Source organism: Bombilactobacillus sp. ESL1092 (assembly GCF_058107465.1).
The window spans coordinates 475826-491996 of the sequence record NZ_CM176594.1 but is presented as its reverse complement, the minus strand read 5'-3'; the positions used below and the strand labels follow the sequence as shown (position 1 = coordinate 491996).

13 protein-coding genes are annotated in these 16171 nt (G+C 40.4%); all 13 read left to right on the top strand.

Going from position 1 to position 16171, the window contains the following annotated elements:
- Positions 1-89: 89 nt before the first annotated feature.
- The 13 genes from AC3B6Y_RS02400 to AC3B6Y_RS02340 all read left to right on the top strand — a co-directional run bounded on the left by AC3B6Y_RS02400 (position 90) and on the right by AC3B6Y_RS02340 (position 15934).
- Positions 90-731 carry a glycoside hydrolase family 73 protein gene (locus tag AC3B6Y_RS02400; RefSeq protein WP_489758203.1) on the top strand — a complete coding sequence of 214 codons (642 nt, stop codon included), beginning with the start codon at positions 90-92 and terminating at the stop codon, positions 729-731.
- 65 nt (positions 732-796) lie between these two features.
- A complete protein-coding gene (locus tag AC3B6Y_RS02395) occupies positions 797-1372 on the top strand; it encodes a xanthine phosphoribosyltransferase (protein ID WP_489758204.1) in 576 nt (191 codons plus the stop codon).
- Between the two features lie 13 nt (positions 1373-1385).
- Positions 1386-2501, top strand: coding sequence for an ATP-grasp domain-containing protein (locus AC3B6Y_RS02390; protein ID WP_489758205.1), 1116 nt, complete (start codon positions 1386-1388; stop codon positions 2499-2501).
- Between the two features lie 42 nt (positions 2502-2543).
- Positions 2544-3842 carry an adenylosuccinate lyase gene (purB, locus tag AC3B6Y_RS02385; RefSeq protein WP_489791269.1) on the top strand — a complete coding sequence of 433 codons (1299 nt, stop codon included), beginning with the start codon at positions 2544-2546 and terminating at the stop codon, positions 3840-3842.
- Positions 3843-4174: 332 nt separating this feature from the next.
- Entirely contained in the window at positions 4175-6421 is a 2247-nt protein-coding gene (pcrA, locus tag AC3B6Y_RS02380; RefSeq protein WP_489791268.1) for a DNA helicase PcrA, read from the top strand.
- A 1-nt stretch (position 6422) separates the two neighbouring features.
- The gene (ligA, locus tag AC3B6Y_RS02375) at positions 6423-8423 is read left to right on the top strand and encodes an NAD-dependent DNA ligase LigA (protein ID WP_489769576.1); all 2001 of its coding nucleotides are present in this window, start codon (positions 6423-6425) and stop codon (positions 8421-8423) included.
- A 2-nt stretch (positions 8424-8425) separates the two neighbouring features.
- Complete coding sequence (locus AC3B6Y_RS02370; RefSeq protein WP_489791267.1) at positions 8426-9574, top strand: CamS family sex pheromone protein; 1149 nt, start codon at positions 8426-8428, stop codon at positions 9572-9574.
- Between the two features lie 49 nt (positions 9575-9623).
- Complete coding sequence (gene gatC / locus AC3B6Y_RS02365) at positions 9624-9920, top strand: Asp-tRNA(Asn)/Glu-tRNA(Gln) amidotransferase subunit GatC (RefSeq protein WP_489758210.1); 297 nt, start codon at positions 9624-9626, stop codon at positions 9918-9920.
- 1 nt (position 9921) lies between these two features.
- Positions 9922-11364, top strand: coding sequence for an Asp-tRNA(Asn)/Glu-tRNA(Gln) amidotransferase subunit GatA (gene gatA / locus AC3B6Y_RS02360; protein ID WP_489758211.1), 1443 nt, complete (start codon positions 9922-9924; stop codon positions 11362-11364).
- Positions 11364-12794, top strand: coding sequence for an Asp-tRNA(Asn)/Glu-tRNA(Gln) amidotransferase subunit GatB (gene gatB / locus AC3B6Y_RS02355; RefSeq protein WP_489790212.1), 1431 nt, complete (start codon positions 11364-11366; stop codon positions 12792-12794). Before gatA ends, gatB begins: the two co-directional genes overlap by 1 nt.
- An 11-nt stretch (positions 12795-12805) precedes the next feature.
- Positions 12806-13795 (top strand): diacylglycerol kinase family lipid kinase, encoded by a 990-nt coding sequence (locus tag AC3B6Y_RS02350; RefSeq protein ID WP_489758213.1) that lies wholly within the window; start codon positions 12806-12808, stop codon positions 13793-13795.
- Positions 13796-13892: 97 nt separating this feature from the next.
- Entirely contained in the window at positions 13893-15251 is a 1359-nt protein-coding gene (gene rlmD, locus AC3B6Y_RS02345; protein WP_489791266.1) for a 23S rRNA (uracil(1939)-C(5))-methyltransferase RlmD, read from the top strand.
- 41 nt (positions 15252-15292) lie between these two features.
- A complete protein-coding gene (locus tag AC3B6Y_RS02340; protein ID WP_489791265.1) occupies positions 15293-15934 on the top strand; it encodes an SAP domain-containing protein in 642 nt (213 codons plus the stop codon).
- Positions 15935-16171: the final 237 nt, after the last annotated feature.

The following is a 16171-nucleotide window of genomic DNA, read 5'->3' as shown; positions in this document are numbered from 1 at the left end:
TTAAACTCTTAGTGCTGACCAGCCCACGGGCTGGTTTTTTTTTACATAAATCTTGGGTGCATGTTATCATAATTATGAGAAAGATATCGGTGAAAAATTTGGCAAAAAGGCGTAGCCGGGCAACTCAGCAAAATAATTTTGCGAATGGCTTGGTGGCAATTTTAATCTTAGGTTGTGGATTTGTTTTAGCGGTCATAATGATTAATCATTGGCGACAAGAAGTTGTGAACTCGCAGCCGAATATTCAAGTACAGAATCAATTTCGGCAAAAACAGCAATTTATTAAAAAGTTAGCGCCAGCGGCTGTTAAATACGGGCAACAGTATCATGTATTACCAAGCGTGACGTTGGCCCAAGCCGTTTTGGAAAGTAATTGGGGTCAAAGTAGTTTGGCTAGTGATTATCACAATTTGTTTGGCGTGAAAGATGACAATCCCCAAGAGTCGCAAGAATTACAAACTCAAGAGTACCAAAATGGACAGTGGGTCACAGTGACCGCCCGTTTTAAGGTTTATACTAATTTTGAAGCATCCATTGCCGATCATGATGCATTGTTGGCAAACGGTACTACTTGGAATAAGCAGCAGTACCAGCACGTACTAGCGGCTGACAACTATGTCGAGGCGGCGCGAAGTTTGCAAAAAGATGGTTATGCTACAGATCCAGATTATGCTAAAAAACTAATCAAAATTATTCAGACTTATAATTTAGATGAATATGATACCAAATAAATTAAAGTATTTCACTAATGCAGTGATAATGGTAATCTTAAAGTAAAGCTTAGGGAGGCACCACAATGCGTGAACTAGAAGAACGAATCAAGCAGGATGGTCGAGTTTTAGGCCAAGATGTGCTCAAAGTTGACAGTTTCTTAAATCATCAAATTGATCCGCTGTTAATGCAAAAAATGGGTCAGGCTTTTTATCAGCATTTTCAAAAATTGCCGATTACCAAAATTTTAACTGTTGAATCTTCGGGAATTGCGCCCGCCGTTTTAACGGGCGTTGCTTTTCAAAAGCCAGTGGTTTTTGCTCGGAAGCATCGTTCTATTACAATGAGTTCGGATTTATATGTTGCGGATGTTTACTCCTTTACTAAAAAAGAAACTAATCAAATTAGTATTGCTAAAAAGTTTTTGACTGCTCAAGATCACGTTTTAATTGTGGATGATTTTTTGGCTAATGGACAAGCAGTTTCCGGCTTGACCACGATTATTCAACAAGCAGGGGCGACGTTAGAAGGAATTGGAATTGTCATTGAAAAGACTTTCCAAAAAGGGCGGCAGCTGATTGATGAACAGCAGATTCCGATTCTGTCCTTAGCTAGAATCAGTGGTTTTGAGAACGGAAAGGTAATTTTTGCAGAAGAATGAGGCAGAATTAAGCATGGAATTTATGGAACCGAACAGTAAATTAGGAATTATTCATGGTGGTAGTAGTGATCAGCAATTGGCCATTCAAGCGCAAAATATGGGCTTTCAGGTGACAGTTTTGACTGACCAGCCGAAGCAATGGACTAATGTTGTTAGTAAATTAATCGTGGGTGATTACCACAACTTAGAATTGTTAGAACGCTTGTTTCAAGCTGTGGATTTAGTTTTATATAATGATAGTCAGATCGAATTACCTGATCCGCAACAATTAGCCCAGCCGGAAAAATTAGTTCAAGGTACTGAAATTCTTGATTTGATGCAAGATCGTTATTTAGAACGGTGCTTTTTGAACGAACATAATTTGAATATTACTCCGTATGTCACGGTTGTGAATAAAGCTGACTTACAAATGGCTGTTTCAGAAATTGGGTTTCCATGTCTTTTAAAACCGATTCAACGCGCGGTGGATCCTGATTTTCAAGAAACATTTTATAATCAAGCACAAATTGACAATTATCAATTGCCACAAGGCTCCTTTATTTTGGAATCATTGGTCGATATTCATCAAGAAGTCTTTGCCATGGTTACGAAAGATTACACGGGCGACATTAAAACTTATCCGTTGATCAAGGTTACACGCCCGCAAGGCTTGAAAACGGCTTTAGTTACGAAAACTGATGAAGTCGCTTTGAAACAAGAAGTGCAAGAAATTGCCCAAACCATTGGCAGTCATTTGCATTATCAAGGCTTGTTTGCGATTAAATTGTGTACTACCCAATCTGGAATGCTCTATGTTGAACGGTTATATCCGGGAACCGTGTTTTCCGCGCAAATTTTTGCAGCGGTGACGCAAACCTCTCAGGAAGAATTGTTAATCCGCAGTTTGTGTAATTGGCCCCTGCCTAACTTAACCCCCTGGATGAATGGCTGTGAGTTACAGGTGACTAAACAGCATTTGTCCACAGCGGTGGCTTTGATTCAGCAACATCCACAATGGCAATTAAAATTTAATCATCGTGACTATTCGTCTGCCACAGACCAAACAGAAGTTGGAACTTTAGTGGTTTTTGCGGAAAATGAACAACAATTACTCAATTATGTGAACGCCACAGAGTTGTGGCAGATTTAAAAATAGCGGTAGCTTTACAGTTAAGGGATAAAGGAGAAGTTCATGGTTATCAAACGGTATCAGAATCCAGCAATGGCCCAAATTTGGAGTGAGCAAAATAAATATCAGGCGTGGTTAGAAGTGGAGATTGCCGTTGACCGGGCTTGGAATCGTCTCGGAAAAATTCCGGATGCTGATTTAGCTGCCATTGAACACAACGCTAGCTTTCAAGTAGCAGATATTATCGCAATGGAAAAAATTACGAAGCATGATGTGGTAGCTTTCACACGGACTGTTTCCAAAAGCTTAGGTCCAGAAAAAAAGTGGATTCATTTTGGAGTTACTTCGACAGATGTCGTCGATACAGCGTATGGCTATTTGTTAAAACAAGCTAATACTTTGTTGCGCCAAGACTTAGTGGAGTTGTTACACGTAGTGGCTCAAAAAGCGCAACAATATAAAACAACGGTGATGATGGGCCGGACTCATGGTGTTCATGCTGAACCCACCACCTTTGGCTTAATATTGGCCAATTGGTATTCAGAATTAAAACGCGATTTACAACGGTTTGATCATGCTGCTCAAGGCGTTCAAGCCGGGAAGATCAGTGGTGCAGTAGGAACCTTTGCTAACGTGCCTCCCGAAGTCGAACAAATGGTGTGTGCCCAATTAGGTTTGACAGCGCAGGAAATTTCTACACAAGTGTTACCGCGTGATTTGCATGCTGAATATATCATGACGTTGGCTTTGATTGGGGCTTCCTTAGAACGTTTTGCCTTAGAAATTAGACATTTACAACGCACTGAAGTGCGCGAAGTCGAGGAACATTTTGCGCCAGGACAAAAAGGTTCCTCAGCGATGCCTCATAAGCGTAATCCGATTGGTTCAGAAAATATTACGGGTTTAGCACGTGTTTTAAAAGGACATGTTTTTACCGCACTAGAAGATATTGAATTGTGGCATGAGCGGGATATCTCGCACAGCTCAGCGGAACGGATTATTTTGCCAGATTCCACGGAAATTTTGGACTATATGTTACAACGTTTTACTAAAATTTTAAGCAATTTAACCGTTTTTGAAGATAAAATGGCTGCTGATTTAAATGTTACGCATGGCTTGATTTATTCACAACGCGTGTTGTTGAAGTTAATTGATGCGGGGTTAAGTCGAGAGCAAGCCTATGATTTGGTGCAACCCAAGACGGCTCAAGTTTGGGAAGAGCACGTGGACTTTCGGCCGTTACTAGAAGCTGATGAGCAAATTATGCAGTATTTGAGTCCCACTGATTTAGATGAAGCCTTCGATTATCACTGGCATTTAAAACATATTGATGAAATTTTTACCCGAGTGGGCTTAAATTAGAGTGCTGTGTGACAAAACTGACTTGTTTGAAAATAAAAAATAATAAATCAAGGTTGGGGTCAATCAGCCTAATGATTGTGCGCGATCATTAAGTTGATTGAATTAAAAAAGCCAGCAGTTCAGTTCAACCTGAACTGTCAGATGACTTTTAGCCCAGCCTCTTTGTTTGGAATTAAGCTGCAGGGATGCTAAATTTTTGGAATTAGACGCACTGAAAAATTGGTGGATAATTTTTGCGCTTGTATGATAGATATTCTTTTCGTGTGGCTGGATTGTCCGCAAGAGTTTGCTATAATTGAGACTGTAATTCAGAAAAGAAAAGGAAGAATTTAATGTCAGAAACAGCTATTTTACAGGGACTAAACGATAAACAAAAACAGGCAACAACGACAACAAATGGTCCCTTGTTGGTTTTGGCTGGAGCTGGTAGTGGTAAAACGCGAGTTTTGACACACCGGATTGCTTATTTAATCGAAGAACAAGAGGTTTTGCCGTGGCACATTTTGGCGATTACGTTTACCAATAAAGCTGCGCGCGAAATGCAAGAACGGGTTCAAAAATTGTTAGGTGAACATGCACAAGGAGTTTGGGTCTCAACCTTTCATTCGATGTGTGTGCGAATTTTGCGGCGCGAGGCAGAAGCAATTGGTTATAGTCGCGCTTTTACAATTACGGGTTCATCAGAGCAATTAACTTTGGTGAAGCAAATTTTAAAGCAGTTAAATCTTGATCCCAAAAAATATGATCCGCGGGCTTTATTAAGTGTGATTAGTGGTGCCAAAAATGAGTTACTAACGCCTAAAACTTATGCTCAACAAGCTAATAGTCCGTTTGAAAAAGTTGCTGCCCAAGTTTATGAACAATATCAGGCGCGCTTACAAGATAATCAAAGTATGGATTTTGATGACTTGATTATGCAGACGACGATTTTATTTGAGCAAAATCCGCAAATTTTAGATTCTTATCAAGAAAAGTTTCATTACATTCACGTGGATGAATATCAGGATACGAATGATGCTCAGTATCGCTTAGTTAGTTTGTTAGCAGCCAAATACCAAAACATTTGTGTCGTGGGTGATGGCGATCAGAGTATCTATGGTTGGCGCGGTGCTAACATGGATAATATTTTGAATTTTGAACAGGATTATCCTCAAGCACAAACAATTTTATTGGAACAGAATTACCGCTCGACCAAAGTGATACTACAAGCAGCTAATGATGTGATTGCCAATAATAATAATCGGCAACCGAAGAAATTATGGACAGATAATCCGCAGGGTGAAAAAATTGCTTATTATCGTGCTGCTTCCGAACGGGATGAAGCGTTGTATGTAATTGACCAAATTGTCAAATTACGCCAGGCGGGAGATTATCAGTTAAAGCAAATGGCCATTTTGTACCGGACTAATGCACAATCGCGAATTTTCGAAGATCAATTGTTGAAGGCGAACCTACCATACAAAATTATTGGTGGGCACAAATTCTATGATCGCAAAGAAATTCGGGATGTTTTAGCCTACCTACAATTGGTTGCTAATCCTAAAGATTCTTTAAGTTTTCAACGAGTAATTAATGAACCTAAACGCGGGATAGGACAGGGCTCCTTGGCGAAGTTGCAGCAAGCTGCCGATCAAAAACAAATTAGTTTGTTAGAAGCAGCTTTCAATGCCGATACCATTACAGGCTTGTCAGGTAAAGTTAAACTCAACCTGCAAAATTTTGCGCAGATGATTCACAAGTTGCAACAACCCAAGGCTTATGCCAATATGACTGATTTAATGCAAGCGGTGCTTGAACAAAGTGGCTATGTGGCTAACTTAGAGCGGCAAGATAGCCTTGAGGCTCAAACACGTTTAGAAAATATTCAAGAACTATTAACGGTGACACAAGATTTTGATCAAAATTATGAACCAGAGGATGAAGCGGCTGATTTTTTGGTCGATTTTTTAGCAGAATTAGCGTTAGTGAGCAGTGAAGATACGGAAGCTGACCAAAGTGATCAGCTGACGTTGTTAACATTACACGCGGCAAAAGGTTTGGAATTTCCAGTAGTCTTTTTAGTGGGCATGGAAGAAGGAATTTTTCCTTTAAGTCGCTCACTGAATGATGCTGAGCAATTGGAAGAAGAACGGCGGTTGGCTTATGTCGGCATTACCCGGGCACAGGAACGGCTATATTTGACCAGTGCCTGGTCCAGAATGTTATATGGTCGTACCCAGAGTAATCCTCAATCGCGATTCGTTGACGAAATTACCCCTGATTTATTAGAACAAAAAGCTGTGCAACCACAAGCTAATACGACGCAATACCCGTTTGATCAACGTCGCTCTATTCGTCGGCCACGTAAACCCCAACAACACCCACAAGCTCCGAGTGTGGCGAATCAAAGTGCTGCTGGTCAAGTTCATTGGCAAATTGGTCAACAGGTGCAGCATAAAGCTTGGGGCATTGGGACGATTGTAAAAGTTACGGGACAAGGCGAAAGCGCCGAGTTAGATATTGCCTTTGAACAACCGACCGGCATTAAACGCTTATTAGCTGAGTTTGCCCCGATTAAAAAAATTGAGTCAGGAGAATGATATGGATCAATCTACAGCTCAAGAGCAATTAACTAAGTTACGCACACAACTGAATCAGGAGCGGGCAGCTTACTATACTAAAGATGCCCCCTTAGTTGAAGATTATGTTTATGATCAACAATATGAACAATTATTACAATTAGAACAGCAGTTTCCCCAATTAGTAACGCCAGATTCTCCTAGTCAATTGGTCGGCGATGCTGTTTTACCAGAATTTTCAAAAGTTAATCATGCCATTCCGATGTTATCAATGGGTGATGTTTTTTCATTTGAAGAGCTGCAAACTTTTAATAATCGTTTAAAAATGGCTTTAGGTCATCCTGTAGATTATTGTGTGGAGTTAAAGATTGATGGCTTGGCGTTATCACTGCGCTATGAACAAGGAAAATTAGTCCAAGCTTCCACCCGTGGTGATGGTCAAGTAGGTGAAGACGTGACAGCTAATGTGCGAACAATTAGTGATATTCCTCAGACTTTAGCTCAGCCTTTGGATCTGGAAGTTCGTGGTGAATGCTACATGTCCAAGGCTGCTTTTCAACAATTAAATCAAAAACGTGATCAAAACGGTGCCAGTGCTTTTGCCAATCCGCGCAATGCTGCTGCGGGTAGCTTACGGCAATTGGATGCGCAAGTCACGAAACAACGGCAATTAAGCACTTTTATCTACACTTTGATGCAACCGCAAGCTTTAGCTGTGAATAATCAAGCCCAAGCTTTGACGACAATGCAAGATTTGGGCTTTCAAACGAATCCTGACCATTTTGTCAGTCATGACTTAGAAGGCGTGCAAGATTTTATTGCTAAATACCAAGAATTACGGACTGATTTACCCTATGGCATTGACGGAGTAGTTTTAAAAGTCAATGACCTCCAAGCTCAAGCAACTTTGGGCAATACGGTCAAAGTTCCACGGTGGGAAATTGCTTATAAATTCCCCCCCGAGCAAGCTAAAACACGGATTAATGAGATTGTCTGGACTGTGGGGCGGACAGGTGTGGTGACACCGACTGCTGTGATGGATCCTGTACAATTGGCGGGCACGACAGTGGCGCGAGCCACGTTGCATAATCCAGATTTAATTAAACAAAAAGATATTCGCTTGCATGACGTGGTATTGCTTCATAAAGCGGGGGATATTATTCCCGAAGTTTCGCAAGTTTTGGTTGATCAGCGTTCTCGTGATAGTCAACCATACGTCATTCCACAACAATGTCCTTCTTGTCAATCGCAACTGGTGCATCTGGAAGAAGAAGTAGCTTTACGTTGCATTAATCCAATGTGTCCGGCGCAGGTGCAAGAGGGCTTAACTCATTTTGCATCACGGAATGCCATGGACATTACAGGTTTAGGCCCGAAAATTATCCAACAGCTGTGGCAAAAACACTTAGTACGCGATGTCGCTGATTTGTACCGGCTAACAGCCAGTGACTTGACGGAAATTCCGGGTTTTAAAGATAAATCCATTCATAATTTGTTAACAGCTATTGACCGCTCGAAAGCTAATTCCTTAGAACGCTTATTATATGGTTTAGGGATTCGCCATGTTGGTGCGAAAGCGGCGTTGTTATTAGCACAAAATTTTCAAACTTTAACCGCGTTGATGGCTGCTTCCAAAGAGCAAATTGCGCAGATTGCAACTTTAGGGGAGATTATTGCGGACAGTGTGACTGTTTATTTTCAAAATCCGAAAGTACAGCAACTAGTTACAGAATTAGCCAAGTTACAAGTCAATTTAACTTATCAAACTGCTGGTGCTTCAAGTGATAATACCATCTTTAATGGTAAAACAATTGTCTTGACGGGCTCTTTGCAACACTATACGCGGGCGCAATTGACGACACAACTAGAACATTTGGGAGCGCATGTTACTAGTTCCGTTTCCAAAAAAACCGATATTTTAATTGCTGGTGCAAAAGCAGGTAGTAAATTAACGAAGGCTCGGCAATTAGGAGTAGCTATTTGGGATGAAAGCCAATTACAACAACAACTTGAGGAAGTGTAAATATGCCAAAAAATAAGATTGCGGGGATTTTTACTGTCGTTTTGACAACGTTATTATTAGCTGGTTGTGGTAACTTAAATAATTCCACTTTGTCTTCACATAGTAATGAAAAAAGCAGTAAGATGACGACTACCGGGGCTTCGAAAACCGGACAATATAGTACCTTACTGAACAATGGCAAGTATCATACCAGCCCGATTACGGGTTTAACGGCTGATAGCGATAGTGATAATGATGGTAATCAAGCAGCCTTTGAAAGTGGCCTACTGGATATTTCGAAGAAGGAATTTTCTACTGACCGTTATTCTTTTCAAGAAGGTAAAATTATTTCAGCCAAAATGGCCCAGAATTGGTTAGATCGTAAATCAGCCAAAAATCCGACGGGATTAAATCCGGAAGATAATGGTTCACTAGAGCCCGATAAGCGCAATCCTATTTATCTGCAGCAATTATTGGAACAGGATTTTTATACACAAAATGATAAAAGTTATACTTTATCCGGTGTGACAATTGGCTTGGCAATGAATGATGTCGATTATTATACTAAGGAAAAGTATGGCGCTCAGTTTGAAACGAAAATTACCCCGGAACAGCGTTTGGCGCAGGGGAAGAAAATGGCTGATGAGATTGTTACGCGCTTACGCCAAAAAGCTAGTTTAAAAAATGTGCCTATTACAGTTGGTTTGTATAAACAAAATGTGAATGACTCGCTAGTCGGAGGGACTTTCTTTAGTTATGGTGTGAGTCAGCCGAAGCAAAAGCAAGTTGCTGACTGGAAAGCTATTAAACAACAAAATCAAGTTTGGCCGGTGGTTAATGATGAATCACCAATTAATAGTAGTGATGCCGATAGCTTCTCTAACTTTAAGAACCATGTGCAAAGTTATTTCCCTAATTTAAGTGGGGTAACTGCGCAAGCTCATTACCAGGATGGTTCTTTACAAAGATTAGCTATTACAATTACGACTCAATTCTACGGTGTGGCACAGATCAATAGTTTCACGCAATTTGTCCAAGATTCAGCTAATCGATATTTACCACAACAACCAGCCGTAGAAATTAAAATTCAAACCGTTCAGGATTTGCAGTCGTTGTTAACAAAAGATTATAATAGTAAACAGTATAGCAGTCATGTTTTGACTTCTTATTAAAGTTAGAGAGCTCATTTATTAAATATTGTGTTTATGAAGGGATGATTTAATGCTTGATAAAGAATTAGTGCGCCATGTGGCTGACTTATCAAAGTTAGAATTTGATGATGCCAGTTTAGAACATTTTACGGTGCAGTTAGACGACATTATTCGAATGGAAGATGAATTAAGTCAAGTGGACACGGCAGGAGTTGCGCCAACGACGCATATTGCACGGCAAGAGAGTACTTTTCGACTTGATGAGCCTCAAGAAGGTCCGGGTCGCGACACACTTTTAAAAAATGTTCCAGAACAAGAGAGTGGCTTTATTAAAGTGCCATCAATGTTAAATCAGGGGGACAAGTAACGTGAATTATTTTGATGAAACAATTGCGACGCTCCATCAAAAACTGGCTACGAAACAAATTAGTAGTCAAGAGTTAGTACAAGCAACTTTAGAAAATATCCAGGCACTGAATCCACAGTTGAATTCCTTTATTACTGTCAATGACGCTGCAGCCCAATTGGCACCAGTAGCGGTGGGTCCTGATGAAACCTTAAAGGGAATTCCGTTGGCCATTAAGGATAATATTTTAACTAAGGGCATGACCACGACTGCTGCTAGTAAAATTTTAAATAATTTTGTGCCAACTTATGATGCCACGGTGACGCAAAAAGCGTTTGAGGCTGGTTTAATTAATATTGGTAAAACCAATATGGATGAATTTGCGATGGGTTCTTCCAGTGAAACATCTTATTTTGGACCCGTTAAAAATGCTTGGAATACGCAAAAGGTTCCCGGCGGTTCTTCTGGTGGTTCGGCCTCGGCAGTGGCTTCAGGTCAAGTTATTGCTGCTTTAGGAACTGATACTGGTGGTTCCGTGCGCCAGCCGGCTTCCTTTAATGGTGTTTTTGGAATTAAACCGACTTATGGTCGCGTTTCGCGTTGGGGCGTGATTGCCTTTAGTTCAAGTTTGGATCAAGTGGGCGTTTTGTCACGCCACGTGGCTGACTCAGCTCAAGTTTTACAAGCGATCAGTGGTTTTGATCAACATGATAATACAAGTACCCAACAACCAGTGCCTGATTGGAACATTCAAGCTGATGTGCGTGGCTTAAAAGTTGCCGTTCCCGAAGAGTTTATGGGTGAAGGTGTCGATGAACAAGTCAAAGCGCAAGTTGAACGGGGCATTCGCATTTTAGAACAAAATGGTGCCACGATTGATACCGTCCAATTACCACATGCGCAATATGCGGTGCAAGTTTATTATATTATTGCATCAAGTGAAGCTTCTTCTAACTTACAACGCTATGATGGCATTCGGTATGGTTATCGAGCACAAGATGTTCATAACCTGGATGATGTTTACGTTAAGTCACGTAGTGAAGGTTTTGGTGATGAAGTTAAGCGCCGGATTATGTTAGGTAGTTTTGCTTTATCAGCTGGGTACTATGATGCTTACTTTAATAAGGCGGCACAGGTGCGGACATTAATTATGGATGATTTTAATAAAGTCTTTCAAGATTATGATTTAATCGTGGGACCGACCGCACCAACAACAGCCTTTGATTTAGGGAGTCGGATTGAAGATCCAGTAGTTATGTACATGAATGATATTTTGACTATTCCGGCCAACTTAGCTGGTTTACCAGCAGCTTCAGTGCCTGTGGGCTTAGCTGAAGGAATGCCAGTGGGCTTACAGATGATTGCCAAGCCTTTTGCAGAACAAACCATTTTTAATGCTGCCCAAGTTGTCGAAGATGAATCAGCATTTTTACAGCAACGTCCACAGTTAGGAGGCAATAATTAATGAACTTTGAAACGACAATTGGCCTAGAAGTGCACGTGGAACTTAAAACAAAATCCAAGATGTTTAGTCCCGCCCCTGTTTCCTATGGTGCTAGTCCCAATACGATGACTAATGTGATTGATTTTGGGATGCCTGGAACTTTGCCGACCGTTAATCAAAATGCTTACCGTCTAGGAGTTATGGTTGCTTTAGCTTTGAATGCGGAAGTTGAACACCATACGCATTTTGATCGGAAGAATTACTTTTATCCAGATAATCCCAAAGCTTATCAAATTACGCAAAAAGAAAAACCGTTGGCTCATGATGGCTGGATTGAAATTGAAGTCAATGGACACAAGAAAAAAATTGGTATTGAAGAAATGCATGTTGAAGAAGATGCTGGTAAAAATACCCATGCGGATGATGGTTACTCGTATGTTGACTTGAATCGGCAAGGTACACCATTAATTGAAATTGTGTCCAAGCCTGATATTGCTTCACCAGAAGAGGCTTATGCTTATTTAGAAAAATTGCGGCAAATTGTCCAATTTACTGGTGCTTCAGATGTCAAAATGGAAGAAGGCTCCATGCGGGTGGATACTAATATTTCTATTCGCCCCATTGGCTCAGATAAATTAGGCCAAAAAGTTGAATTAAAGAACTTAAACTCGTTTAGACATGTGTTAAATGGTTTAGCTTTTGAAACCAAGCGGCAATCCGAGATTTTAATGGCAGGGGGTTCAGTGGCGCAGGAAACGCGGCGTTACGATGAGGCTACAGCTTCAACGATTTTGATGCGGGTCAAGGAAGGCTCCGATGATTATCGTTATTTCCCAGAACCAGATTTGCCAGATTATCATATTACTAGTGAATGGATTGAACAAATTAAACAAGCCATTCCAGAAATGCCTGATAAAAGACGGCAACGCTATATTGACGAATTGGGCATTCCAGAATACGATGCGGGTGTTCTAACAGATACCAAAGAAATGTCAGATTTCTTTGATCAAACCGTCGCTTTAGGTGCTGATGCCAAGCAAGTTTCTAATTGGTTGATGGTCAATGTCAATGCTTATTTGAACGAAAACGATTTGGATTTGGCGCAAACGAAGTTGACACCGCAAAACTTAGCGACAATGATTAATTTAGTTAAAGATGGCACGATTTCTTCGAAAATTGCGAAGAAAGTTTTTGCAGAAACGATTGCTAACGGAACTGAACCGAAGGCGTTCGTTGAGGCTAAGGGAATGGTTCAAGAATCTGATCCTAACGTGTTGACACCAATTATTAATCAAATTTTGGATGATAATGAACAATCAATCGTTGATTTTAAAAATGGTAAAGATCGGGCTATCGGCTTTCTAGTTGGTCAGATTATGAAACAAACGCGTGGTAAGGCTAACCCTAAGATGGTGAACCAAATTTTAAATGCAGAAATCAAAAAACGCTAAGAGGTTAATGAATGAAAGCTCGGTTGATTTATAATCCAACCTCGGGAAATGAAACAATTTTAAAAAGTGTTGCGGGCATTTTAAATGTGTTGGAAGAAGCGGGGTATGAAGCGAGTGCTTTTCAAACGACGCCAGAACCGTTATCTGCCCAAAAAGAAGCCCAGCGGGCAGCTTTAGCAGGGTTTGATTTAATTGTGGCTGCTGGGGGCGATGGAACCTTAAACGAAGTGGTGAACGGCATTTCACCATTAGATAAGCGCCCACCCATGGCAGTGATTCCTGGTGGGACAACGAATGATTATGCGCGGGCTTTGAAAATTCCCCGCAATGATCCCGTAGCTGCGGCCCGCGTCATTTTAAAAAAGCAATTATTGCCAATGGATATTGGCAAAGCAGGCGACCACTACTTTATGAATATTGCTGGTGGCGGCTCCATCTCGGAAGTGACTTATGAAGTACCGTCAGAATATAAGTCCATTTTGGGGTATTTAGCTTACTTAGTTAAAGGCGCTGAGATGTTGCCCCGAATCAAACCAATTAACATGCATATTGAGTATGACGATGGCGTCTATGATGGTGATGTAACACTGTTCTTATCGGGATTGACGAATTCCGTTGGTGGCTTTGAGCAAGTTGCTCCCGATGCAGAATTGGGTGATGGTAAGGCATCTTTGTTAATTGTTAAAGGCGCCAATATTGCCGAAATTCTAGTATTAATTGCCAAAGCTTTGAATGGCGGTAAGCATATTGATGATCCAAAGATTATTTATACTAAAACCAAAAAGCTTTTTGTTCGCCCCAATGATGATCAGCGGATTATGATTAATTTGGATGGCGAATATGGTGGTGACGCACCGATGGAGATCAAGGTTTTACGGCACCATATTCAAATTTTTGCCGATATTGATGCCATCCCGGATCACTCGTTAAATACAGAAACGCCTGATGAAAAGCAAGCTGAAGAACAGTTTGTTCAAGGTGTTAATTCATTAAAAGAATAACTATTAAAGTTGTCTCGAAGTTGTTAGACTTCAACTCAGCAAATGATTTTGTTGGGGGAGACAACTTTTTTAGTCAAATTAGGTAAAAGGAAAAATTATGAAAACAACCAATTTAAAAAAGAATCAAGTCGTGACGTTGGAGATTTTAGATTTATCCTATGAAGGCTTAGGCGTGGCTAAAGTTGACGGTTACTCGTTATTTGTGGAAAATGCTTTGCCACAAGAGCAGGTTAAAGCAGTAGTCACGAAGGTAGGTCGCAAGTTTGGTTTTGCTAAAACTTTAGAAGTTTTACAAGCTTCACCAGATCGGGTGAGCCAATATGATCCCAAATATATCCAAACGGGTATTGCACCGCTCATTCATTGGCGTTACGAGCGGCAGTTAGAATTTAAACGGCAACAAGTGGTGAATAATTTTCAAAAGCATCATTTAGACATCGCCGTTCAACCGACCGTGGGGGCGACGCAGCCGCTAGGTTATCGCAATAAGGCACAGATTCCAGTACGGACGCTTCAGGGTCAAGCCACGACCGGTTTCTTTCGCAGTCGCTCCCATGATTTAGTGCCATTAGATGATTATTTGATTCAAGCGCCAGCAATTGATGCGGAAATTAATCAAATTCGGGACTTATTACGACAATTTGGTTTACAAGGCTACGATGAGATTCACAATCGTGGTCAAGTGCGTCATATCATGGTGCGGCGCTCTGCAACAACTGGTGAGCTGTTGGTAGTGTTGGTCGTTATGTCTGATAAAATGAAACAGTTGCCACAGTTATGTAAAGCAATTATGCAAAATGCTACTGTTAAGTCTCTGTATTTAAATATCAATGCGAAGAAAACGAACGTGATTTTGGGTTCGAAGTTTGAATTAGTAGCAGGTCAAAGTTATATTACGGATCAAATTTTAGGAAAAGAATTTCGCATTTCGCCGCAATCTTTTTACCAAGTTAATCCGGAGCAAACGCAAAAATTATATCAATTAGCGATTGACGCAGCAGCTTTAACGGGACAAGAAATCGTTGTGGATGCTTATTCTGGGATTGGAACGATTGGTTTGAGTTTAGCCGACAAGGCGCAGCAAGTGATTGGCATTGAAGTAGTCAAACAAGCCGTGCACGATGCGCAAGTTAATGCCGCGATTAATCAAATTGATAATGCCCAATTTATTGTTGGTAAGACAGAAGATGTCTTACAAAAATGGGCACAAGAACAACGCCCAATTGACGTGTTAGTGGTGGACCCACCACGCAAGGGGTTAGATTCTAGCTTAATTGAGAGTATTCACAGCTTAAAACCCCAGCGTATCGTTTATATCAGTTGTAACCCAGCTACGCTGGCTCGCGATGTAGATTTATTACGTACGGATTATCAAGCCAAAATTAGCACTCCAGTCGACATGTTTCCAATGACTAAGCACGTGGAAAGTGTTACCCGGTTAGAGCGAATTAATTAATTGGGTTAGGTTCAAAAGTTCTGTATGAGGAGGAACAATGAATGGATCAACGACCAGAATTTAGTTCCCAGTTAACTAGTACAACTTTTTTGCAATATTATTGGTATAAGCAAGAATTACAATCTTTTTGTCGTCAATATCACTTACCGACTTATGGGACTAAGGCTGAATTAACCCAATATTTAGTCCAATTTTTAGATGGAATACCAGTAGCACTGATTAAACCGCGACGTAAAGTTCAATCTAATAATTTAAAATGGCAAGATTTGCAGCCGACGACTAAATTGTTAGATAGTGGTTTTACCTTGAATAATGAAGCCCGGAAATTTTTTGCGCAGTATTTTGGGGTGGCAAAGTTTTCGTTTAAAAAGGCGATGGCTATTAAGTTGCGTTCCGTTCAGCTTGATCAGGATCATGAGGCAACGGTTCAAGATTTAATTGATGCTTATCAATCTCCGTCTTGTACGGTTGTTACGGCTGAAGAGCAGACCTATCAATGGAATAACTTTGTAAAAGATTTTTGTCAAGATCCATTAACAAAAGACTACCAGCCTAAAATGAAAGTAGCCGCCATTTTGTGGCAACACGTTAAACAACGGCGGGGTTCTAAAAAATATCGGTCAAAATTATTGGCAGAATTTGCGGCGGAAATTAAGGATTATCAAAAGGCTGGGACAGTATAAAAGAGAAAAAATTGCGCCCTCAAAAATTTTTAACTAGGGTGTCATGCTGTGGTTTGGGTTACTATGTCGATAAAAAATGTAAAGCAATGACACAAAATTTTGGCGTAAAAACTCTGGATTTATCAAAATAGAACTAATTAATTAAATTTAACAAGTAAATTTAAAGACCAAAGTCAGATAAATAAAGTTTGAGATGGTATTTAATCTATTTCAAAGTTCATATTTATTTTGATTTGA

Bases quoted from the DNA above. Each gene is read 5' to 3' on its own strand.
- AC3B6Y_RS02395 (WP_489758204.1), top strand. From the start codon at position 797: ATGCGTGAACTAGAAGAACGAATCAAGCAGGATGGTCGAGTTTTAGGC.
- AC3B6Y_RS02390 (WP_489758205.1), top strand. From the start codon at position 1,386: ATGGAATTTATGGAACCGAACAGTAAATTAGGAATTATTCATGGTGGT.
- purB (WP_489791269.1), top strand. From the start codon at position 2,544: ATGGTTATCAAACGGTATCAGAATCCAGCAATGGCCCAAATTTGGAGT.
- pcrA (WP_489791268.1), top strand. From the start codon at position 4,175: ATGTCAGAAACAGCTATTTTACAGGGACTAAACGATAAACAAAAACAG.
- ligA (WP_489769576.1), top strand. From the start codon at position 6,423: ATGGATCAATCTACAGCTCAAGAGCAATTAACTAAGTTACGCACACAA.
- AC3B6Y_RS02370 (WP_489791267.1), top strand. From the start codon at position 8,426: ATGCCAAAAAATAAGATTGCGGGGATTTTTACTGTCGTTTTGACAACG.
- gatC (WP_489758210.1), top strand. From the start codon at position 9,624: ATGCTTGATAAAGAATTAGTGCGCCATGTGGCTGACTTATCAAAGTTA.
- gatB (WP_489790212.1), top strand. From the start codon at position 11,364: ATGAACTTTGAAACGACAATTGGCCTAGAAGTGCACGTGGAACTTAAA.
- AC3B6Y_RS02350 (WP_489758213.1), top strand. From the start codon at position 12,806: ATGAAAGCTCGGTTGATTTATAATCCAACCTCGGGAAATGAAACAATT.
- rlmD (WP_489791266.1), top strand. From the start codon at position 13,893: ATGAAAACAACCAATTTAAAAAAGAATCAAGTCGTGACGTTGGAGATT.
- AC3B6Y_RS02340 (WP_489791265.1), top strand. From the start codon at position 15,293: ATGGATCAACGACCAGAATTTAGTTCCCAGTTAACTAGTACAACTTTT.